Raw genomic sequence first — 21,365 nt, 5'->3', positions numbered from 1 at the left:
CTCCAACCTTAATCATTTCAACATGGTATTTTGACCACGATCCTTATTTTTACACATTTACATAATTTTTTTATCAGACTAATATATAGTTAATGTAAATTTTTATATCATCCATGCACTTTTTATAGAATTTTCAAGTCATTTTTACTTGATTTGCTTCTCTTTCACGCTCCTTCCTTTTGGACTTCTGTCCATCTGGCACTGCCATTAGCACATTAAAATCCTAGCATTTCCTCTATGTGCTCACTTAAATTCACATAAGACAAAATATAAATTTGTTCCGCCTTTAAGACGATATATTGGTTAATCAAATATAAAAGAAACTTTTCTTTCTCCTTATCTGTAAGCGAAGTCTCACTAAATAATTGAAAAAAATCGTGATCATCAAATGCCTCTCTTTGTTGCCGAGTTTGCTGCATTCTTAAGGCTAGACACCATATGCCTTCCTGTGTCACTCGTTTTCTTTTTTCCGCAAGCCCCTGCCATCTCTCATAGCGCGCTGTGTCTCGGTAAGTGATTTCTGTTAATACACTCACTGGGCAATTATCATGAATAAAGCTAAGCGGAATTTCCCAAAGTACAGCATCGGTTACCGGTTTATAGGACTTCCTTTCTTCGGAATTAAACCCAAAATAGTCCCCTTCACTGATAAAGGCATGGTATTGCTTCGCGGAAAACTCCCAGTAAAAAACGCCTTCATCAATTAAATAAAGCCTATCTTGGCACGGATTAAACCTTTCATTTTTTGATAAATAAACTAACTTCGCATAACTCAAAAAGTCCTGATGGTCCATAAAACAAGGAAAAAATTTCTTTTTTAATTCATTCATTTTCTTAACCCGCCTCGTTCTACTTCTCTCAAAATATGCGTTTTAGAAGTCTTTTTTCTTTCCAGATCGTCAAGTTTTCTTTGTCATTTTGACAGTTTTCTATGTTTTTCAAATGACTCCTATATATAATTTATGTAAAATTTAATCAAGAAATGAGTCTTTACAACGAGCTAATGAGCTTATTCGAAATTTTTTCTTTAAAGGCTATCTTAACTAAAAAGACTCTGTTATAATCTTTATGCGCAGAAGTGTGTTCATAAATTTGAGCAAAAAGACTTTCCAAATGTTGTAAAAATACCTTTTGGAGGAGATAGTGTTGAAATACAAGCTCTTAGTAGTAGAAGATCAAACTGATATTCGTACGGCGATTCAAGCTTCCATGACTCGTTCTGGTTATGACGTTGCTGTTTCAGAAAACGGAGAACAAGCATGGAATTTATTTCAAAGTGAAGAATTTCACGTCATCTTAACGGATATGATGCTTCCGGGGATATCAGGCGAAGAACTAATCAAACGAATCCGCAAAAATAGCGACATCCCCATTATCGTAATCAGCGCTTTGACTGATGAACTATTTCAAATCAATGTTTACGAGTATAAAATTGATGACTATATCAGCAAACCTTTCTCCATGAATTTGCTCGCTTATAAAATCGAAGCCGTCATTAGACGAACTTACACAGAAAGCTTAATGGAAATTGAATATAAAGACATACGCCTCGTAGTCAACAACTATGAAGTTTTTTATTTAGGAGGACCCGTCGATTTAACAGCAAAAGAATTTGAATTGCTCCAAACCCTCTTACTTGGAAAAGGAAAAATTTATACACGCGAAGAATTACTAGATATTATTTGGGGCTATCATTATCTTGGGGATACACGAACCATTGATATGCACATCAAAAATATTCGAAAAAAACTTTTCCCAGAACTCGTTACGACAATTAAAGGAGTGGGGTATCGCATTGAAAGAAACTAGTCGGCGTACCAAAATAAACTTATTTTATCGAAATTGGTTCACTAATTTCGTTAGTGTCGGCCTAACTTTATTGTTTTTCTTTCTGATCACCGTCTTATTACTCATTACAACCATTCAAAAGCAGCAACAAAAAGTGTTTAAAAAAGAAGCAGAACAAATTTTTAAAATCTACCAAAATAAAGAGATCGCAAATAATATCGATAGTATGTCGATCAAACAAGACTACGTCATTTTCATATTTAAAAACGGCAAACTCGATTATTCCAACTTGAATATCTATAAAGACACAAAAGACAATAGCTTAACCATTTCTAACTACAAAGATTACTTCAGTTCCCTTAACTCTGATTATTTAAAATATGAAAAAAAACAAGCTCCTTATCACGTTTTCATTTCTACGACCAATGATTTTTCACCTCGAGCTATCCTTGCCTTATCAAAAGAGTTACTTCTTTACGGCCTACTTTTAGGAATTATCGTTTCCTGCATTCTTTCCATCATTTATTCAAGAAACTTAAGGAAACAATTTAACGAATTAAACACATTAATTGATTCTTACAAAACCGTTTCACCCGGTCAACCATCCAAAAAACGAAATTTGATTTCCGAATTCCAAGTTCTCGAAGAAAACATCTCAGAAATGTTCCGCAAACTCGACGAAGCCTCTCGCAATCTTGAATCGCAATACCAAAAAGAACAGAAAAAGCAAAAAGACCGGATTGACTTCATTCGCGGTAGCAATCACGAACTCAAAACACCGATCATGTCGCTCAGGCTCATACTTGAAGGAATGCTCCATGATTTCCCAGAATACGCCAACAAACCTCATCATATGCAAGTTGCGATCAAAAAGTTAGATGACATGACGAGCCTTGTGAATGAAATTATGGATGCGTCTCGGCTTGAAATTGAATTCACAGAAGGAAAGACCGACCTAACCGAAGCTGTCAAGAACACGCTAGAATGGTTTGAACCAATTATTCTTGATCAAAATATTACGATGGATTTAAGCAAACTTAACGGCGAAATGACCATTAACATTCCAGGTAAATATCTCAAAAAAGTCTGCTCCAATTTAATCAGCAACGCGTTAAAATACTCGCCAAGTGATTCCACCATCGAAATTGGCTACCGGGCCAGCCGTAATATTTTTTATATCCAAAACAAAATGGATAGCCCGATTCAGCTTGACGTAAAAGAGATTGTCCGCCCCTTCCACACCCAAGATTCTAGCGAAAACTTCCCTAGCCACGGCCTTGGACTCTTCGTCGTCGATAACATCCTTACCAAATATGACTATCGTTATCAAATTGTGCAAAATCCAGACGAATTTATTTTTATGATCAAACTCACGCCAAACAACCCGTTCTGAGAACTCAGTTCGGGTTGTTTGGCATCTATGCGAGTGCGTTTCTAATCAATAACGCCAATTTTTGATTTTTATTTATAAAAAATCCATGTTTTCGCTGAATTCGATCATGGTATACTTTTTAGATGAAAGCACATTAATTTAAAACAAGTGAAAGGCGGCGAAAAAAATGAGTGAAATCAAATCAAGTCAAACCGAGGCAAAACAACTGGCAGAAAAATTGCGAACAGCTTGCGACGAACTTCAACAAACGAGACAATTGATGGCTGTTGGAACTTTTTCTACAGTTACGCCAGCAAAAGAAATGCAAAGCGCCTTTAATAACAGCTTGCGCTACACTGACGAGTATACAAAAAACTTACAAGACAGCATCGAAAAAATCCTTACTACAGCAGAAAGCTTTTCCGAACAAGACAAAGTAGTAGCTTCAGAAATCCAGCAACTGAAGTAAGGGTGACATCTTGAATTCAAAACAAAATAGACAGGAAGACTTACAAAGAATTCGTTATCAGTTGCAAACGGCCGAGGAAGATTTTGAAAAGCACGGGAAGGGCATGGAAAATTTAAAAGAAGCGCAAGAAAATTACGGGCAGCTATTAAATCGCAGTAAGCAACTGCTAGATGAACTAGGTTCCTGCTGGCAAGGCGATTTCGCGCAACAATTTCAAATTCAGTCTCAAGACAAACTTTTTCAAGAAGAACGCAAGGTGAATGAACGTTTCTACGACCGTTATGATGAAATGCACAAAGAAAAAAGAGAAATAGAGCGGCATATTCAGGAAGTAGAAAACAACTACCGGAAAACAGCAAGGGAGGATACATAAAATGGGGCTGAAAATCGATATGACTGAGATGAACTCACAAATCCGAAATATCAACATCATTTTAAAACAAAAAAATACAGCCAATCAAAATTTAAAAGCCGTCTTATTAGAAATACAACAAGCAGACGGTTTAACAGGAAAAGCTTATCAAGGGATGAAAAAGCATTTCCAAGAATATCACTTACCAATTGTTGAAGGAATGATCGCGGCAAACGAAGCTATAATCGAAGCTAACCAAATCTTTAAGCAGCAATTCGCAGCACAAGTCGATCCCTCCCCGTCAGCGCGAATCGATGAAGACACTATGCAAGCAATCGTCACGCAAATGAATTCCCTATCCAATGATTTGAACGAAGCACAAATAAATAACCAAAACTATATTGCTGCTTCCCAAATCCAACTAATGAATACCCAAAAAATCATTGAACAAATTCAAAAACTCCACGATTTCAATTTTAGTTGTGCGCCCATCTATCATTTAGCGAATCAATTGTTAGAACAAGTTGCAGCCGGAGTTGCTTATTTGGCTAATGGCAGTTATAACCACACAACCCATACTTTTACACCTGAGGCCAGCGCGTCGATAAGTTGGTTAAAACAATTAAATAGCTTAAACAACGTTTCAAAATCAGAAATTGATAAGATCGCCAAAAAAATCCCAAACCTCAAGAAACAAGACTTAAAAAAGCTTGATTCATATTTAAGCCAAAACCCAAGCCATCAACTTCCAAATTCAGTATTAACCTATCTCAGAGAAAACAAAACAACTATCGCGGCAAGCGCCGAAAACAAATCACTATTATCTGCGATGAAACAATCAAGTACATTCACAAAAGCAGGTGCCACTCGCCCGGTAATCATAACCTATGGTGAAGTGGTAAAATACGACGAACAAATTTCAAACATCACAGCAACAAGCATAAGTGAAAACGACGAAAAAACGATTGGGCAAGGAATCACGTGCCACATAAGCGCCTCCGGAATTGAAAAGCCAACCGGTAAAACCACTCTAGAATTCACACTCACTGATTGGAATCATTTCTTTGGAGTTGGAAATTCCGTCATATCCAACCTGACCGATCAAATTAAATTCCTTAAATCTGAACCCTCACCTCATGAAATTGGACGAGGAGTTTGGGCAAATTGGGAAGCATTACAAGGTTAATCCACAAAAATAATAAAAAAGGAGACCTAGCATGTTAGAACTGGGAACAATTGTTTATTTAAAAGAAGGCAACAAAAAAATCATGATTATCGGCCGAAGCCAAACCATCGAGAAAAACGGCGAAGAAGCCTTTTTTGATTACATTGGCTGTCTCTATCCCGAAGGCGTAAGCCCAAACGAATCCCTCTTTTTCAACGAAGAAAACATCGACCGCGTGATCACGCTTGGCTATTCAGATGAAGAAGAATTAAGATACCAAGAACTCGTATCCAAATGGAAAAAAAATAATAGCTTTAACCAATACCGAATTTAGTAAAAAAATAAAGCCGAGTTTCTAACGTTTCGTTAGAAACTCGGCTTTTAAAATCCATTAATCATTATTTTCCTATTTACTCCACGCTCGAAGTTACTTACGAAGTAATAGCATGGCTCTAAAACCTCGGAAAGTTTTTCCCACATTTCGTAATCGCGCAACTCGCCCTAGCTAGGCTTTCATTCTAACGATTCCCTCCTTCATTCTGGTTTCTTAGATCAGCTCACAAAAGCTTACAAATATTTCACATATCCATTCATTTCCATATTTTTATCTTCACTATCTTTCTTACTCATCATAAAAATTTAACGCTAAAAAACAAGCTGTCCTTTCATCATTTTCCCAAACAAAAAACTCCCAAATGGCTTTACAAAACCATTTGGGAGTTCTAACAGCGTCTCTTCTGTTTTAAAATATGGAGCTGGCGGGAGTCGAACCCGCGTCCAGAAATATCGGCACCGAAGCTTCTACGCGTGTAGTCGCAGTATTCGAATTTCGCTTGAATCTCGGCCCTGCAACAGGCTTCCTTTCAGCTAGCTTGATTGATCTCTTCCTAAAGACTACAAACGGAAGCCTTTAGTCGTATCCCACTTCGAGTAAGACCCTTACCGTAGCACATGGGCGATGCACGGAGGATCAGCTTAAGCCGCTATTACGCTGCGAAAGCTAAAGATTTGTTTTCTTTGCCAGTTATTATTGGCTTTTGCGTTGTTAACGAGGACGACACCCCCGACGCGCAACCCCAGCTCGACCTATCCCTGTCGAATCCGTAACAGCCCCGAACTCATTAATTATACTAAAAGACTGCTTTAGTTTCAAGAAATGCCGGCGAATTTTTTCTTGCCACCCGCTTATTTCCCCTAAACGAATTAGCGTTGCCTTTCCTTAAACGCCCGCTCGATATCACGTTTCGCTTCTTTCCGCTTCAAATCCTCGCGCTTATCATATTTCTTTTTACCCTTCGCAACGCCTATCAAGACTTTTGCATAGCCATCTTTGATATACATCTTGAGCGGCACAATCGAGTACCCTGCTTCTTTCGTTTCACCAATCAAACGGCTAATTTGCTTCTTGTGGAGCAAAAGTTTTCGCGTCCGAAGCGGATCATGGTTAAAACGATTGCCCTGTTCGTAAGGACTGATGTGCATATTGTGTAAAAATACCTCACCACGGTCAACGCGCGCATAAGCATCCTTCAAATTCACACGCGCATTCCGAATCGATTTAATCTCCGTTCCCTGAAGAACAATCCCCGCCTCAAACGTCTCCTCAATCGAAAAATCATGACGAGCCTTCTTGTTTTGAGCAATCAGCTTCCCTTCACCCTTTGGCATCTAAAAACGCCTCCTTCCTATCTGCGCTTTTTCTTCTTCTTATTCTTCGGTTGGTTCCCTTTAGCTACACCTTCATAAAAAGCCTTCTTGCGTTTTTTCTTCTTCGGCTTCGTATGCCATTCCTCATCAGAACTCGCTTCTCTTTTCGGTTTGTTACTTTCCTTCCCTTTGTGCTTCTTGTTCACAGACTTATAACCGCGCGTCTTATTGATCGGCTTTTGCTTCTGCCGACTTCCTTTCGCGCGCTCCGAATCCTTCCCTTCACTGAGAAGCTTAAAGTCAATCTCGCGACCATCCACATCCACTTTCGCCACTTCAACCTCGACTTCATCACCGATCCGGTAAACCTTCCCGGTGCGTTCGCCGATCATCGCAAGCAGATTTTGGTGGAACTGATAATAATCGCCTTTCATCGCACTAACATGTACCAAACCTTCAATCGTATTTGGCAGTTCAATAAACAATCCAAAATTTGTCACCGAACTAATAATCCCTTGGAATTTCTCGCCAACCTTGTCGACCATAAATTCCGTTTTCTTCAGTTCATCCGTTTCACGTTCCGCATCAACCGCACGCCGTTCCATTTTCGAAGAATGCTCCGCAATCTCAGGAAGCTGTTCCGCCCGTTTCTCAAGCGTTTCAGGCCGAACATCTCCTTTAATCAAGTATTCCCGAATCAAACGATGCACAATTAGATCCGGATAACGCCTGATCGGCGAAGTGAAGTGCGTATAAAAGTCCGTCGCAAGCCCAAAGTGCCCCGCCGAAACCGTATCATATTTCGCTTGTTGCATCGAGCGCAGCATCACCGTTGAAACCACCATTTCTTCTGGTTTCCCCTTCACTTCATCAAGCACTTGTTGAAGTGCTGATGGATGAATCTGGTTAGCCGTTCCCTTCACAACCAGTCCAAAGTTCGTAATAAACTCAAAGAACCGCGCCAATTTATCTTCTTTCGGATCTTCGTGAATCCGGTAAATAAATGGGACATCCATCCAGTGAAAGTGTTCCGCAACTGTTTCATTCGCTGCAAGCATAAATTCTTCAATTAGGCGCTCCCCAGCTGAACGTTCCCGCATCACAACTTCTTGCGGATGCCCCTCTTCATCAACAACTACACGTGCTTCTTTAGCATCAAAATCAATCGCGCCACGCTTTTCACGCTTCGCATGCAATCTTTTCGAAAGCTCAAGCATTTGATCTAGCATTGGCACAATTGCCCGGTACTTCTCACGCAGTTCCTCGTCCTGATTAACAAGAATCGAGTTGACATCATCATAAGTCATTCGTTCCGTTGTTTTAATCACACTTTCAAAAATCTCGTGATTCACGACTTGCCCTTCCGCATCAATTTCCATCACACAGCTAAGCGTAAAGCGATCCACTTGCGGATTCAGTGAACAAATTCCATTTGAAAGTTTATGCGGCAACATCGGAATCACTCGGTCTACCAAATAAACACTCGTACCGCGTTCCAATGCTTCCTTATCAAGTGCCGAATCCTCCGTTACATAGTACGAAACATCTGCAATATGAACCCCTAGTTCAAAGTTCCCGTTTGGAAGCTCGCGCACCGTAACCGCATCATCAAGATCCTTCGCGTCTGCCCCGTCAATCGTGATGATCACTTGGTCACGCAAATCGCGACGCGCTCCAATATCGACACCCGTAAGATCACTTGGCGCTTCTGCCGCTTCCTTCATAACTTCTTCTGGAAATGTCGACTGAATCCCGTATTTATGAATCACCGACAAGATATCCACGCCCGGATCATTGCGGTGCCCGATAATCATCTTGACAATCCCGCGAGCACGCGTGTTTCCATGCGGATATGCCGTAAGTTCCACAATCACCTTATGCCCATCAACTGGTTTCAACCCGTCTTCAAGATCCACATCAATTTCGCCTGAAATACGCTTATCATCCGGAATCACAATCCCAGCTCCGGCAAGATCTTCCATATAAGTACCGACAACTTGCGCCGTTTTCCGCTCCACAATTTTTTCAATCACGCCTTCCGCAAGGTTATCCCCCTTACGTTTTGTGATTTTCGCAAGTACCACATCGTCATTCATCGCATCGCGCACTTCATTTGGCGGAATAAAAATATCATCCAAGTCCTTATTTTCCGGCATCACAAACCCAAAGCCTCGTTCATGTGCCCGAAACGTTCCTTGAATCAAATCCGTTTGCTCTGGAATCCTGTAACGGTTGCGTTTCGTTCGTATCACCGCACCGCTATCCTCAAGTCGCACAAGCGCCTTCACCATTTCCTTAAAACTTTCCGCATCTTCCGGCTTCAGGGCAAGCTCAAGTTCATCAAGCGAATATGCTGTATCCTTGTGTTCCTTCAAAAAATTCAAAACAAGCTGTGCCATTTCCTGTTCACTCACACGGATCCCCTCCTTTCCATTTTCCTTTTTCTTCTAAACTTGCCAATCTAATCCGTCAAGAAACTGAAGGATATCGTCTTGCAAAATCTTTCGCTCCTTGTCGATCGTAATGACATGCCCGGAGTTCTCATAATATTTGATGTGCTTTTCATTCGACTGCACCTCGTCGTAGATCCACTTCGCACCGTCCACGTCCACCATATCATCTAAACGACCTTGCACGACAAAAATCGGCGCATAAATCAGATCGATATCCTGTATCACCGAATTAATTTCATCTTTCAGCTTCGCAATTTGATCCATTGATTTCCCTGCATAATCTTGCATTTCCAGTTCAATCGTCTCCTGAGATTTCCCTTCAAGCCGCTTATAATTGCGGACATAATCCATATACCCGGAAATGATCGGGGATGAACTATCCATTTTTGTCGGTGCACTCATCGACACAATCCCCTTCACCGGTTTTGTAAATCCCAGTTTCAGCGAGAAAAGCGCACCAAGCGACAATCCACAAACCGCAATTTCTTGATAACCAAGCTCACGAAGATGCTCATAGGCATCAAGCACATCTTGCCACCAGTCACTTGGTCCAGTCTTTAAAAGTAAATCCGGCGAAACGCCGTGCCCCTTATACTGCGGCGCATAAGCCGTATAATTATTTTCCTGCAAGAACCTGCCAAGCATTCTTACATCGGCAGAACTTCCCGTAAATCCGTGCAACAGTAAAACTGCCCTTTTTCCCGTCTCAAATAAGAACGGTTTTGGCGGTGTGAATTTCATCTTCAAACGCTCCTTATGACTTTGTTTCTATGTCTAGTGTACGAGAAAAAACGCCTCCCCGCAATCAAAAATATTCCCACCGCTAAAAAAAGCGCCCTTTTAGAAAAGGCCGCTTCTCTTTAACTTTTGGCAAATCCAATCATCGTTCCGCCGACAATCACAAGAACGACACCGAGTAACACAAATACGAGCTCTTTTTTCGTTTTCTTTTCACCGAGAATTAAAATTCCGCCAAGCGTTGACAATACAACCCCCATTTGTGAGAGTGAAAACCCAGTCGCGACTCCAACCATTCGATTTGAGAAAAGCAAAGCTAGGTTCCCCGTTGCCCACATTAAACCTGGAATAATCGTAAGGAACGTTGCCTTTGTGAAGCGAGGCTCATCGCGACCGCCAATTGTGAATACGAACGACGCAACAACCATCCCGACCGCTTGCGGTAAAATCGCATCCCAACCACTGATATCAAAAAAGCGTGTTGTGACAACGTAACCGACATAACCAATAGAAGAAATCAGTAATGTGATGATTCCTTTTTTCATATTTTGTTCCGAACCATCATCTTTATATTGCTGATAGCTCGTCATAAAAATTCCAATAATAATTAAAGCAAGTGCGCTAAAACCAAGCACTAATTTAGCTGTTGTTTCCCATTCATGAAACGCAAACACACCAAAAAGTGAAGTCCCGACAAGTTGCATCCCCGTTGAAATCGGCATCGTCTTCGATACCCCAACTTGTGTAAAGGCGCGGAACTGATTCATTTGACCCAAGCACCAAAAAGCTCCCGATATAAAACTCGCAATCAAAATCGTTGCTGTATAATGTGGATCAGTAAATAAGAATACAAAAACAGCAAAAAGTAACGCTCCGAAAGCTGTTCCAATAATCTGCTGTTTAGGCTTCCCTCCACTTTTAGCAACAGCAAGCGGCATTAGCCCCCACATAACCGCGGGCACAAGCGCAACTAAAATATTCATTCATTTTTCCTCCCACCATATTTCTTAACCCCATGAATATAATATATATCATGTTCTAGCTAAAAAAGAAAACCATTTGCTTTTTTTGCAGGAATATAGGTGGGACTTCCCCCAACTTACTTTCCCTCGCGGGTAAAACCCGCCCAAATAAAAAAGCATTCCTCTGCCAGATTCTAGGCAGGAATGCTTTTCACATTCATTTATTCCGCTCTTACAACCTCAACCTTATTTAACAAAAAAGCCAAGTGCAATTAATAAAGCAAAGAAAATAATTGATAAAACAATCGTCGTCCGATGTAAAATCAATTCTAACCCTCTTGCTTTTTGCTTCCCGAATAATTGTTCAGCCCCACCAGAAATTGCACCAGATAAACCGTTGCTTTTTCCTGGTTGAAGAATGATAACTGCTACGAGAAGTACGGATACAATCACCAAAATGATCGTTAAAACTGTACTCATTATTTTTCCTCCTAAAACCGTCCAATTTGACTAATTTTAATCTTATCATATTTCAAAGAAGCGCACAATAGCAGCAAGCGAAATACTTTGTTACAGTTTTGTGAAGATCAAGCATCCTTTTCGCCAAGCGCATCTAGAATCTGTTTCGTCGTTGCAACCAAAATTTGTCCGGGAGCCGAATTCTCTTCTGCTGCTGCGTAGGTAACAGCCGAACCCGAAAAGCGCCCTGAAAGTCGTGAAAGCACGCCAAGCTCGCCCATCGCAATCGCAATAAATGGCACCTTCGCCTCTTCGTTCATCACAGCAGCCGTATCAAGCAAGGCAAGGGTATCCGTCCCGTCTTGCGGCATTACAGCAATTTTTGTGACGTCAGCGTCCAAAGCTTCCATCCGCTTAAATCGCTTTAAAAGCTCATTTTTAAGCGGTGTTTTTTCAAAATCATGACTGCTCATCACGACTTTGATTCCTGCTTGGTGGGCTTCACTGATTAACCGGTTTAAATGCCGCTCCTCATGAAACAGCTCCAAATCAATCAAATCCACTTCCCTCGTTCGAATAATCGCTTGATTCAGTTCAAAATAGAATTCCTCTGAAATTTCCGTTTCGCCACCCTCAGCCTTTGTTCGGAACGTAAATAACAGCGGTAGCCCTTCTAAAAACGGCATAAATTCGCGTAAAGCCCATTTCACCGTTTCCAGGTCCATGACTTTTGCAAAATGATCTGCGCGCCACTCAACGAAATCAATTCCTAAACTTGCCGCTTGTTTCGCTTCACGCTTTAAATCAGCAATCGTTTTACCAACAAGCGGAACACAAATTTTGGGCTTTCCGCTCCCGATTTCCATTTCTTTTACTTTTACCTGTTCCATGTTCAGTCCCCCTGCTTAGAAGAAAATACTGTGCGCATTCACCGCTTGGTTAAAAGAATAACGCCCCGTTTCGTCTCGTTCGATAAACGGAAGCAAGACAAGATACGATTCAAACACTTCAAACGGTGGCAGTGCATCCCGATAAGCGGCAGTCGCGATCGCTTCATATAGTTCCTTAGCGCTGAAAAATTCTGGCAGAAAGTCGCTCATCTTCGTTGAAAGTAATAATTCCCGTGTGATTTTTTCCATGGCATCACTTAAAATCGTTTCGTGGTCAAAAGCAAGTGGCAAACGAAACGCCTCACTGACAGGAATTAAGTCCACTTGCGCCGCATCATCACCAGCCACTCGTTTAACTAGTGCCTCAAGTGGCACAAACGCATAATGAGCCCGCGAAATAATCCAACCACGCGGATCACGCCCGGGTTTATCGTAAACCCCAAATGGCGTCAGTGTAATGCCAGTAAGTCCCGTTTCCTCTTCAAGCTCACGGACCCCCGCCTGATAAGCATCCTCATCCGGATTTACAAATCCACCTGGAAACGCCCATTTGCCGCCCTCTACATTAGGATGACCTTCTGCATTCGTTTGGCTACGCTTTATCAAGAGCACATGAAGTTTTTTCTCTTTCATAGCAAATAGTAAAATATCACTCGTATAGCCATCCGGCGTCCGAAAAGCATTCGCCTGATAACCTTTCAAAGCCTCTTCGTTATTTACAAATTCATCGCTCATCGCCGTGCCTCATTTCTGTCAAATTCGAGTTCATCTCTTCCTCTCCATTTTATCATGTGCAATATAAAAAAAATACCCATCTTTCGGAAGAAAAAAACGCTCTTCACGCCAAAATGGGTAAAATAAAACTATTCAATAATTTGTTTACCGTTATAAGAACCATCCGGTGAAATGCGGTGACTCATACGATGTTCGCCCGTTTCCTTGTCAAGAACAAGACCCGGAACCGAAAGCCCCTTATGCGTCCGCCGTTTATTTTTCTTCGCCTTCGAAGTCCGTCTAGCAGGTACTGCCATAACTTCGCACCTCCGTCTCTAAATCACTTACTTATTGTACGTCAGGAACCGGTAAGTTGCAACCGCTAAATTTAAAGTTCATGCAGATACTCGCTGAGCTTGCGTCGCGTCTTTACATCGGGCTTATCATCCGGAAGAAACGTGAGCGGCAAAATCCCCATCACTATTTCCTCTTCACCAATTTGAAGCGCCTCACAAAACGCCTGCTGAAACAAAAATTTCGGCGTCCGCCAAATCGTGCCGATTCCGCTTTCCCAAGCTACCAACTGCAAATTCTGAATAAAAGCACTTGTCGCCGCAACCGACTCAAAATCCTTCTTCGAGTCTTGAAAGAGAGCCGAAGTCACTATCAAAATGACAGGAGCGGTCAGGAATTTCCGCTCAAGCATTTCCTCGACTTGTTCAAACGTCGTTCCATCGTTTCTAGAAAAAGTAACTGCCCGGACAAGCTTTTCCTTCTGTTTTGCATCTTGAATCACGTAAACTTGCCACGGCTCCACCTTGCTATGAAATGGCGCGAACGCCGCCAGTTCCACTATCTCTTCCACAAGCGATCGGTCAATCTTTCGGCCTGAAATTTGCTTCACCGAGCGCCGTTCCACTATCACCTGTTTCAGCTCACTCATGCGCTATTCCTCTATCGCTCAAAGGCACCACATGCCGCACCTGATACTGCGTAATTTTATTTTCAAGAATCCCTTTACGATCACGCTTTTGTTCCCGGGAATCCTTCGTGCGACCATGCGCCTTTTTAAACGCGTCACTTTTCACCCACGCTTGCTGTGCCGCCGCACTTTCCCATTTACTCATCACCGTAAGCTCCTCATAGTCTGCATCTGGAAGATCCGTCTCCCAAAGCTCAAACCCAAGAAAGCCCTCCACATTTTGAATATGTTGCGCCGCACCACCATGCTCGCTATCCGAACCCGTAAACTGGCGCACCACATGCTCTAATGAACCTTTTTCAACTCGAATCGTATTCGTCACAATAATCAATCAAAGTCCCCCTTAATCGTACTTTGTTCCCTTCGATTATATTGATAATGATTCTCATTGTCAATTAAAGTTTATCTTGCAACCATTCCATCAAAACCGTCACTTGATTTTCCATTTCATTTTTTGCACCAAATAAAAGGGTCACATCGCCTTTCGCCTGTTCCCTTCTAAGCAACTCAATAAAACTTGGCACTGCCTCATTTTGCTTTAACTCTTCTAAATAGCGAGCTTTAAAAGTTTCATAATCAATCTGTTCGGAGTGAAATGCTTTCCGCAAGTCATTCGTTGGCGCGATTTCCTTTTCCCAGTAATCGAGCTGTGCCTTTTCCTTCGAGATCCCTCTCGGCCAGAGTCGATCCACGAGAATCCGGCAACCGTCCCCTTCAGTCACACCTTCATAAATCCGTTTCATTTTTAGCATGTTCATCACCTCACCTGTTATTTTCCCTGAGCTCGAAAAAACTAACACTTTTAAAAAAAGAAATTGGACTTCAGCCGAATTTATTTCCGCTCAAAAGCCCAATTTCTACTTTCCAAATTAATATCCTGTTTTCCGAGTACGACGATATGCCGTTACGCTCCAAAAAATTCCTATACCTGCTAGCAAAATCCCCACTAAAAGAGACCATTTTCCATCTGCATCACCCGTTTTAGGAAGCTGTTTTGTCTTTTCTTGTGGCGAGACAGCGACTGAATTTGTCGTAACACGAGGCGACGCCGCAGTTATTTTTTCTACCGCCGAGCGTTCATTCGAATAACCACTAAAACCGTTAACCAAATTCTCCTCCGCATTTTCATTTATTTGTCCGTTTGAATCTCCATCTGTAGTTCCGTCCACACTCCCGTCAGGTCTACTATCAGGCGAATCATCTTCCTGATCATCTGGTTCAGGCATTGCTGTTTCTTCAAGCACATTTGTGATCGTATAACCACTTACCGAAGAATCGTAGTCAGCTGGCACATTACTTTCATTTACCGTATATACATAAGATTTGCCATCCGCATCGAACTGTGGCACATCCGTAAAATCAAAATCCCAATCACTATCTAGATCAGCATCAACCTCTTGTGCTCGAAACACTTTTCCATTTTGAAACAAAATGACTTTAGCATTATCAGGACGTGTATCGTATTCATCATTCTTATCTTTCCAGATGACATCTCCTTGAATGTTTTTTAATGGCTTTTTCGCATACGTATTTATTATCGTCGTTCCTTCTACTGACTCCACATAACCTTCTGGAACAGCCACTTCATCAACCGTATATGAATAAGCTTCACCGCTCACATCATACTTAGGGAGTCCTGAAAAAGAAAACATCCAGTCCCCTTTTTCGCCCGCTTGAATTTGTTTCGTTTGATAGACTTCACCATTTTGAAGTAACTCGATCGTGATCGTATCTGGACGGGTATTCAATTGATTATCAAAGTCCTGCCAAACTTTCTTACCAGAAATGGATGTTTGTGTCGAATTTTGATACGTATTCGTAATCGTCGTTCCATTCACACTTTTCACGTACCCTTCTGGTACATTTCCTTCATCAACTGTATATGAATAAGCCTTGCCATTCTCATCCATTTTTGGCACCTCAGAAAAGTGATAGAGCCACTTTCCATCGTTATTAGCCCGCACTTCTTGCGTGTCAAAAGCCTTCCCATTTTGCAATAATTTCACAGTAATCGATTCTGGACGCGTATCCCATTTGTTATCTAAGTCTTGCCAAACTTTCTCTCCCGAAATTTCAAGCGTTTGCTCAGTCGCTTTAGGTAATACAATCGGATTTGGATCCCAGCGATTAGTAGAAGCTTGGATTGACACATCTTTCCCGATAATCGAACCATCCAAGTTTTGCGTTACCGTAATGGAAGCATTCGGAGCAAGAACAGTTCCTTGAAATGGTGCATGAACAGCTAAATGAGCTAATTCGGTACCAAAATTCCAAACCACATTCGCATCATCAAAGTTTTCTGTTTCGTGATTGACTCGATCATTATAATGAATTTGTGAATGAACCGCCAAATCATTCGAACCATGCACAACATTGAATACAAGATTTATACCATTTGGATTTTTAATCGTAAGCGGCGTGTCTTGAGTCAGAACAGCCGCATCTAGATTAATAGTCACTGTGTTTGTTTTTGCCTTCACATCCGTCAAGTCAATTTCTCGCTTGTTCCGATCCGGAAAATCAGCTGCTGTATAATTTTTGATCGCGTTTGTTTGCCTTAACTGTTCTGCCACACTTCCTAAGCGCGCAAATTCCGCTTCAAAATCGATGTAGTGATTCCCTTCCTTTTCTCGATATAAATCATCTACAGATAAATGGTCTAATCTCGTTCCATTTACAACTGGGTGCCCATCTGCTTCCCCGACTGGAATTTCAGAGCCCACAACAAACTTATCTGTTCTCATGCTCGTATCACTAATCTCAGAAGAAGCAATCAGTTGGTTGGTCTCTTGTATATAATTTACTTCAAATGGCAACGTTCCTTCCACAATATCCGTTCCAAAATTGTTATACGCCTCAAGCGCTTTCGTTGCAACGTTACCATTCACGTGTGCCGTTAAAATCGTTTTATCCTTCGCAAAAATATGAAATTTAGAAGCCACTCCAAGTAAGCCATAGTTTCCACTAAAATCATCATATACATTTCCAGGATTTTTCGGAACATACGCTAACTCTTCTGCCGCAAAAGAACTTGTTCCGGAAATAAATGATCCTCCAAAAATGACGAGCGCGACTAAAAGCTTCGTACTCTTTTTCCACATAAAAAAACTTCCCCTCATTTTTATTCACTGGTTTCTGACACTACCCACAAGAACCCGCAGAAACCCTTCTAAGCTTCATGACGCCTCCTGTTTAGTGTGTTATTTTGTGCCCGAAAAAAATGTGTAAAAAATCACAATTAATTTTATAAAAGTAACATAATATACATATTTATTTCGAACATTTCCTATCATACTATAAAAGCCATCATTATGTAAATACGTTCACTTACTTTTTTCAACCAATAAAAAAAGCCTTCAAAACTACTCTGAAGGCCATATTCCTATAAACATTCTATTATTTTTCAAAAACCATTTCTGCAAATGGACCGAATTGATGCACCTCTTTCAATTTAAACCGTTTCACACCTTCTTTTTGTGTAAAAAGCGGAATTCCATCACCAAGTAAAACCGGCGCAACCTGAACATAAAATTCATCTATCATATCATGATCGAGTAGCTCTGCTAAAATTGTATTTCCACCGACAATCCAAATATTTTTATCTTGCGGCATATTTTTTATCCTTTCAACAACATCACCTGAAATGGGAATAAAATTCTTCACTGAGAGACTATCTGCATGTGTAAAGACATAATTCTCAGTCGTTCCATAAAACGATTCGATACCATCCATATCGGCAATATCATCAAATGTTCTTTTTCCCATTACAGTGATATCCATGCGCTTATAAAACGCATCATAATTTGTCTCCTCAGTTGTCCCTGTCTCAAGAAGCCAGTCAATTTTATGATCCTTATCTGCTAAGTAACCATCCATTGAAACACAGCCATAAAAATAAATTCGCATTACTATCCCCCCCACTTCTTTATACAGGAAGTTACAAGATATCTCAATAAAAAGAGACTCAAGCATCGACTAACTAAAAAACACTTGCTTTCCTGTTTTCCAAACAGAAAGGCAAGTGCATTTCAAAATTCATCACTGATCCGTCGCACGGCGGAAAACAGGAATATCCGTATTTTTTCCATAATCAAGTTTTTTAAGCTCTTTCAAAGTCTCCATATCTTCACTTGAAATTTCGAAATCAACATCGGCGTTGTTCTCCATATGTGCTTTATTCAGTGTTTTAGGGAGCGGTAGTAAATCAAGTTGTAACAAATAACGGATGGCGAGTTGCGGAATAGATACCCCGTATTTTTCAGCCATATTTGTAATTTCTGCACTTCGCATCATTTCACCGTGAGCAATCGGTGAATAAGCTTCCACCAAAATACCATTCTGTTGTGAAAAAGCAATGACATCAAATGGCGTATACCCGATATGTGCCAAAATTTGGTTGACCATAGGTTTTATTGTGCCATTTTCAAGAAGGTTTTCTAAATCCACTTGTTCAAAATTTGAAACCCCAATTGCATGAATTTTTCCAGCTTGGTAAGCTTCTTCTAGCGCTTTCCATGCTTCCAAGTTTCCTTCAAAGAAATGATCTGCATCACTTTGAAATTCCGCCCATGGTTTTGGACTATGGATAATCATCAAATCAATATAATCAAGACCCAATTTTTCAAGCGAACCATCAATTGCTGCAACCGCACCAGCATAATCTTTAATTTCAGCTGCTAGTTTTGTTGTTAAGAAAATTTCTTCCCGAGCAATGCCTGAGTTTCGGATTCCTTCGCCTACTCCAGCTTCATTTTTATAAGCTTGTGCCGTATCGATATGGCGATAACCGACTTGAATGGCTTCTTGCACAGCTTTTGCCGCATCTTGATTATCAATCATCCACGTGCCAAATCCAAGTTTTGGAATCTCGTTACCATTTGCTAAACGATAAGTTTCTTTTAACATCATGATTCTCTACCTCCATTTGTCTAACATCTTACAAGTGAAGTATATGCCCTGAAGTCCACTTCAAGTCAAACAAAAAGATTTTTAGTATCAGAAAGCTGGTAAATTTTTAGTAAACAAACCAATAAAAAGCAGAAACTTAGTTCCTCTTTTTATTTTAAAATTTGCACAGCTTTTTTCGGATCTATTTTTTTACCGAGGATTTCTTCTGCTTTCTTTTCTAACAACCCGCTAACTAAGATTGCAGCTAATACAAAAAGAATGGTCCACACAAACCCATCTAAATTAGCAAATAAGATAATGGATAAAAACCCGATGACAAAACTTAGGATGCTAGCCGTTAAATATTGCACGGCTTTTTTTCTTTCAGCATCCTTAGCTCCAATCAAGAGATTTCTCACTTCTCGATTTGTCACGAACTGAATAAGATCATGTGAAAAATGCCCCCGTCTTAAGACCACAATCCCCAAGATATTCACGTCGCAAATCACCAAAATGACCAGAATCAAAAAACTATTCACAAAGGTTTCATTCATGTTGTCCTTCTCTCCCTTTTGTAAAAAAGTCCGCTTTTTTACAAAAAGCGGACTTCCATCATTCGTTTGATTATTTAACCGTGGAAAATTCATGCATAATATCCAAGATACTTTGGATATCTTTTGGAAATTCTGCATCCTTCCCTGTACGATAATACTCCATGTAACCTTCAAGACCTCTTTCAATGACAGTAAACTGTGCCGGATGTCTTTCACGTTCCGTACATTTAATGACATGCGCTGAGAGATCTGAAGCATCTCTTTCACTGAAACCAAAAACATGAACAAGCGATGCCACAAGGCTAGCCTGAATTTCACTTCCATCGGCATCCATTTCTGATCCGAGCATGGTGAGTAGACCAAATAAATAAGAAGTTACAACTTTTGACTCTAAATGGTCACTTTTTTCAGGATTAAAATTTAAAGCTTTACAAAATCGTTCTGCACATTTTCTCGCTTCTGCAAAAAAAGATTTATTCAATTTCGGCACCCCTTTTTACGAATAAAAAACGAAACAAGCAGCCTAAAATAACTGCTTGAAAAGCCATAATTCCTTTACGACAAAATCATTATAACACTTTTAAAAAGAGTTGCAAGCAAATTTTTTACACTTTTGAAAAAAGCCGTTAAGAATGCTCATTCTATTGACCAAAATCTACTTTTTCATCCATTTTGCTTACTTCAACTAACAAAAAAAGCTCGCATCAAAACAAGTATACCCATTGTTTTAATGCAAGCTTTTTAAAGTTTAGTTTTGTTCAAGCGATTTCTTTTGACGCATTCTTTCTCTTACGCCAACACGTTTGATTTGTTTGCTTCGAAGTTGTCCGCAAGCTGCATCAATATCCGTCCCATGTTCACGACGGACGACGCAATTGACACCATTTTTCTTTAACACATCATAAAATGCTAGCACATCTTCTTTGCGACTCCGCTCATATTGATTATGCTCATCAACAGGGTTGTAGGGAATCAAATTGACATAAGACAAACGCCGTTGATTCTTGAGTAAATCCGCTAGTTCCTGCGCTTCTTTTTTCGAATCGTTCACATCGCGCAACATGATATATTCATATGTCACACGACGATTTGTTTTTTCAATGTAATATTCGATCGCGCTCATTAGTTTTTCGAGCGGGAACGTCCGATTAATCCGCATGATATTCGTCCGAATGTCATTATTCGGCGCGTGTAGCGAAACCGCCAAGTTCACTTGGAAATCTTCATTTGCAAAATCAATAATTCTTGGTGCAAGCCCACTTGTTGAAACGGTGATGTGGCGTGCGCCGATTGCAAGTCCCTTGTCGTGATTCACGACTCGCAGGAAGCTCATAACGTTATCGTAGTTATCAAACGGTTCGCCAATTCCCATGACAACAATGTGGCTTACACGCTCATCTTTCCCGCGTTTATCCAAATAATGTTGCACATTCATAATCTGCGAAACAATTTCGCCGGCAGTCAAATCCCGTTGTTTTTTTAATAACCCACTTGCGCAAAATGTACAGCCGATGTTGCATCCCACTTGAGTCGTTACACAAACAGATAGCCCGTATTCATGCGTCATCATAACCGTTTCAATCAAGTTGCCATCTTCTAGCTTAAATAAATATTTAATCGTGCCATCAAGAGATTCCTGCACAATTTGTTCTTCTAATGTGTTTAATACAAAGTTTTCTTTTAGTAGTTGAATGCTCTCCTTAGGTATATTGCTCATTTCATCGAAAGAATCGACACGCTTCCGGTAGAGCCATTCCCAAACTTGTTTTGCCCGAAATTTTTTCTGTCCTTTTTCAGTAAACCAAGCCGTTAAGTCATCAAACGTCAATCCGTAAATGGATTTTTTCGTCATTATTCAGCCTCTTCTCTTTAAGATCTCACTTCTATTTTATAGGTTTTCACACCGCGTGGCAATACTTTTCAGTGGAAACCT

Annotated in this window: 24 protein-coding genes and 1 other RNA gene; 6 read left to right on the top strand and 19 right to left on the bottom strand. The window is 40.6% G+C overall.

Annotation, left to right across the window (positions count from 1 at the left end; all coding sequences use genetic code 11):
• Window positions 1–215 precede the first annotated feature (215 nt).
• On the bottom strand, window positions 216–830 hold the full coding sequence (locus HB912_RS00635; RefSeq protein WP_185371754.1) for a cyclic nucleotide-binding domain-containing protein: 615 nt from the start codon (window positions 828–830) through the stop codon (window positions 216–218).
• A 316-nt stretch (window positions 831–1,146) separates the two neighbouring features.
• Between HB912_RS00635 and HB912_RS00630 the strand changes: the two genes are divergently transcribed.
• The 6 genes from HB912_RS00630 (at window position 1,147) to HB912_RS00605 (ending at window position 5,480) form a co-directional block, all read left to right on the top strand.
• Window positions 1,147–1,809, top strand: a complete 663-nt coding sequence (locus HB912_RS00630) for a response regulator transcription factor (protein WP_185371753.1) — start codon at window positions 1,147–1,149, stop codon at window positions 1,807–1,809.
• On the top strand, window positions 1,796–3,181 hold the full coding sequence (locus tag HB912_RS00625) for a sensor histidine kinase (RefSeq protein WP_185371752.1): 1,386 nt from the start codon (window positions 1,796–1,798) through the stop codon (window positions 3,179–3,181). The genes HB912_RS00630 and HB912_RS00625 overlap by 14 nt, the downstream gene beginning before the upstream one ends.
• Before the next feature lie 166 nt (window positions 3,182–3,347).
• A complete protein-coding gene (locus HB912_RS00620) occupies window positions 3,348–3,629 on the top strand; it encodes a TIGR04197 family type VII secretion effector (RefSeq protein ID WP_185371751.1) in 282 nt (93 codons plus the stop codon).
• Window positions 3,630–3,639: 10 nt separating this feature from the next.
• Window positions 3,640–4,002 carry a DUF3958 family protein gene (locus HB912_RS00615; RefSeq protein WP_185371750.1) on the top strand — a complete coding sequence of 121 codons (363 nt, stop codon included), beginning with the start codon at window positions 3,640–3,642 and terminating at the stop codon, window positions 4,000–4,002.
• Between the two features lies 1 nt (window position 4,003).
• Window positions 4,004–5,167, top strand: coding sequence for a T7SS effector LXG polymorphic toxin (locus HB912_RS00610; protein WP_185371749.1), 1,164 nt, complete (start codon window positions 4,004–4,006; stop codon window positions 5,165–5,167).
• 31 nt (window positions 5,168–5,198) lie between these two features.
• Complete coding sequence (locus HB912_RS00605) at window positions 5,199–5,480, top strand: DUF4176 domain-containing protein (protein WP_185371748.1); 282 nt, start codon at window positions 5,199–5,201, stop codon at window positions 5,478–5,480.
• A 413-nt stretch (window positions 5,481–5,893) separates the two neighbouring features.
• Here the strand turns inward: HB912_RS00605 and ssrA are convergent.
• The 18 genes from ssrA to rlmN form a co-directional block, all read right to left on the bottom strand.
• Window positions 5,894–6,260, bottom strand: a transfer-messenger RNA (tmRNA) gene (gene ssrA / locus HB912_RS00600).
• Window positions 6,261–6,349: 89 nt separating this feature from the next.
• Window positions 6,350–6,814 carry an SsrA-binding protein SmpB gene (smpB, locus tag HB912_RS00595; RefSeq protein ID WP_185371747.1) on the bottom strand — a complete coding sequence of 155 codons (465 nt, stop codon included), beginning with the start codon at window positions 6,812–6,814 and terminating at the stop codon, window positions 6,350–6,352.
• 17 nt (window positions 6,815–6,831) lie between these two features.
• The gene (gene rnr, locus HB912_RS00590) at window positions 6,832–9,192 is read right to left on the bottom strand and encodes a ribonuclease R (RefSeq protein ID WP_221635616.1); all 2,361 of its coding nucleotides are present in this window, start codon (window positions 9,190–9,192) and stop codon (window positions 6,832–6,834) included.
• Window positions 9,193–9,240: 48 nt separating this feature from the next.
• Entirely contained in the window at window positions 9,241–9,987 is a 747-nt protein-coding gene (locus HB912_RS00585) for an alpha/beta hydrolase (RefSeq protein ID WP_185371745.1), read from the bottom strand.
• 119 nt (window positions 9,988–10,106) lie between these two features.
• Window positions 10,107–10,967: a GRP family sugar transporter gene (locus HB912_RS00580; protein WP_185371744.1), complete on the bottom strand. Its 861-nt coding sequence runs from the start codon at window positions 10,965–10,967 to the stop codon at window positions 10,107–10,109.
• Between the two features lie 225 nt (window positions 10,968–11,192).
• A complete protein-coding gene (gene secG, locus HB912_RS00575; protein ID WP_036072376.1) occupies window positions 11,193–11,426 on the bottom strand; it encodes a preprotein translocase subunit SecG in 234 nt (77 codons plus the stop codon).
• Between the two features lie 107 nt (window positions 11,427–11,533).
• On the bottom strand, window positions 11,534–12,295 hold the full coding sequence (gene aroD / locus HB912_RS00570) for a type I 3-dehydroquinate dehydratase (RefSeq protein ID WP_185371743.1): 762 nt from the start codon (window positions 12,293–12,295) through the stop codon (window positions 11,534–11,536).
• A 15-nt stretch (window positions 12,296–12,310) separates the two neighbouring features.
• Window positions 12,311–13,030 carry an NUDIX domain-containing protein gene (locus HB912_RS00565; RefSeq protein WP_185371742.1) on the bottom strand — a complete coding sequence of 240 codons (720 nt, stop codon included), beginning with the start codon at window positions 13,028–13,030 and terminating at the stop codon, window positions 12,311–12,313.
• A gap of 128 nt (window positions 13,031–13,158) precedes the next feature.
• Window positions 13,159–13,326: a 50S ribosomal protein L32 gene (gene rpmF / locus HB912_RS00560; RefSeq protein ID WP_185371741.1), complete on the bottom strand. Its 168-nt coding sequence runs from the start codon at window positions 13,324–13,326 to the stop codon at window positions 13,159–13,161.
• A 71-nt stretch (window positions 13,327–13,397) separates the two neighbouring features.
• Window positions 13,398–13,952: a nitroreductase family protein gene (locus HB912_RS00555; protein ID WP_185371740.1), complete on the bottom strand. Its 555-nt coding sequence runs from the start codon at window positions 13,950–13,952 to the stop codon at window positions 13,398–13,400.
• Window positions 13,945–14,322, bottom strand: a complete 378-nt coding sequence (gene isdG, locus HB912_RS00550) for a heme oxygenase IsdG (RefSeq protein ID WP_185371739.1) — start codon at window positions 14,320–14,322, stop codon at window positions 13,945–13,947. Before isdG ends, HB912_RS00555 begins: the two co-directional genes overlap by 8 nt.
• A 64-nt stretch (window positions 14,323–14,386) precedes the next feature.
• Window positions 14,387–14,743 (bottom strand): DUF488 domain-containing protein, encoded by a 357-nt coding sequence (locus tag HB912_RS00545; RefSeq protein ID WP_241463139.1) that lies wholly within the window; start codon window positions 14,741–14,743, stop codon window positions 14,387–14,389.
• A gap of 117 nt (window positions 14,744–14,860) precedes the next feature.
• Window positions 14,861–17,092: a Cna B-type domain-containing protein gene (locus tag HB912_RS00540; protein WP_185371738.1), complete on the bottom strand. Its 2,232-nt coding sequence runs from the start codon at window positions 17,090–17,092 to the stop codon at window positions 14,861–14,863.
• 295 nt (window positions 17,093–17,387) lie between these two features.
• Complete coding sequence (locus tag HB912_RS00535; protein WP_185371737.1) at window positions 17,388–17,897, bottom strand: dihydrofolate reductase family protein; 510 nt, start codon at window positions 17,895–17,897, stop codon at window positions 17,388–17,390.
• A gap of 132 nt (window positions 17,898–18,029) precedes the next feature.
• Window positions 18,030–18,899 carry an aldo/keto reductase gene (locus HB912_RS00530; RefSeq protein ID WP_244964399.1) on the bottom strand — a complete coding sequence of 290 codons (870 nt, stop codon included), beginning with the start codon at window positions 18,897–18,899 and terminating at the stop codon, window positions 18,030–18,032.
• Window positions 18,900–19,048: 149 nt separating this feature from the next.
• A complete protein-coding gene (locus tag HB912_RS00525; RefSeq protein WP_185371736.1) occupies window positions 19,049–19,432 on the bottom strand; it encodes a hypothetical protein in 384 nt (127 codons plus the stop codon).
• Window positions 19,433–19,502: 70 nt separating this feature from the next.
• Entirely contained in the window at window positions 19,503–19,913 is a 411-nt protein-coding gene (gene imm48, locus HB912_RS00520) for an Imm48 family immunity protein (RefSeq protein ID WP_036072360.1), read from the bottom strand.
• A 267-nt stretch (window positions 19,914–20,180) separates the two neighbouring features.
• Window positions 20,181–21,284, bottom strand: coding sequence for a dual-specificity RNA methyltransferase RlmN (gene rlmN, locus HB912_RS00515; protein WP_185371735.1), 1,104 nt, complete (start codon window positions 21,282–21,284; stop codon window positions 20,181–20,183).
• Window positions 21,285–21,365: the final 81 nt, after the last annotated feature.

Origin of the sequence: Listeria aquatica, from assembly GCF_014223975.1 — a bacterium.
Lineage (GTDB): Bacteria > Bacillota > Bacilli > Lactobacillales > Listeriaceae > Listeria > Listeria aquatica.
The sequence above is the reverse complement of the archived record's forward strand: the minus strand, read 5'-3'. Positions and strand labels throughout refer to the sequence as shown.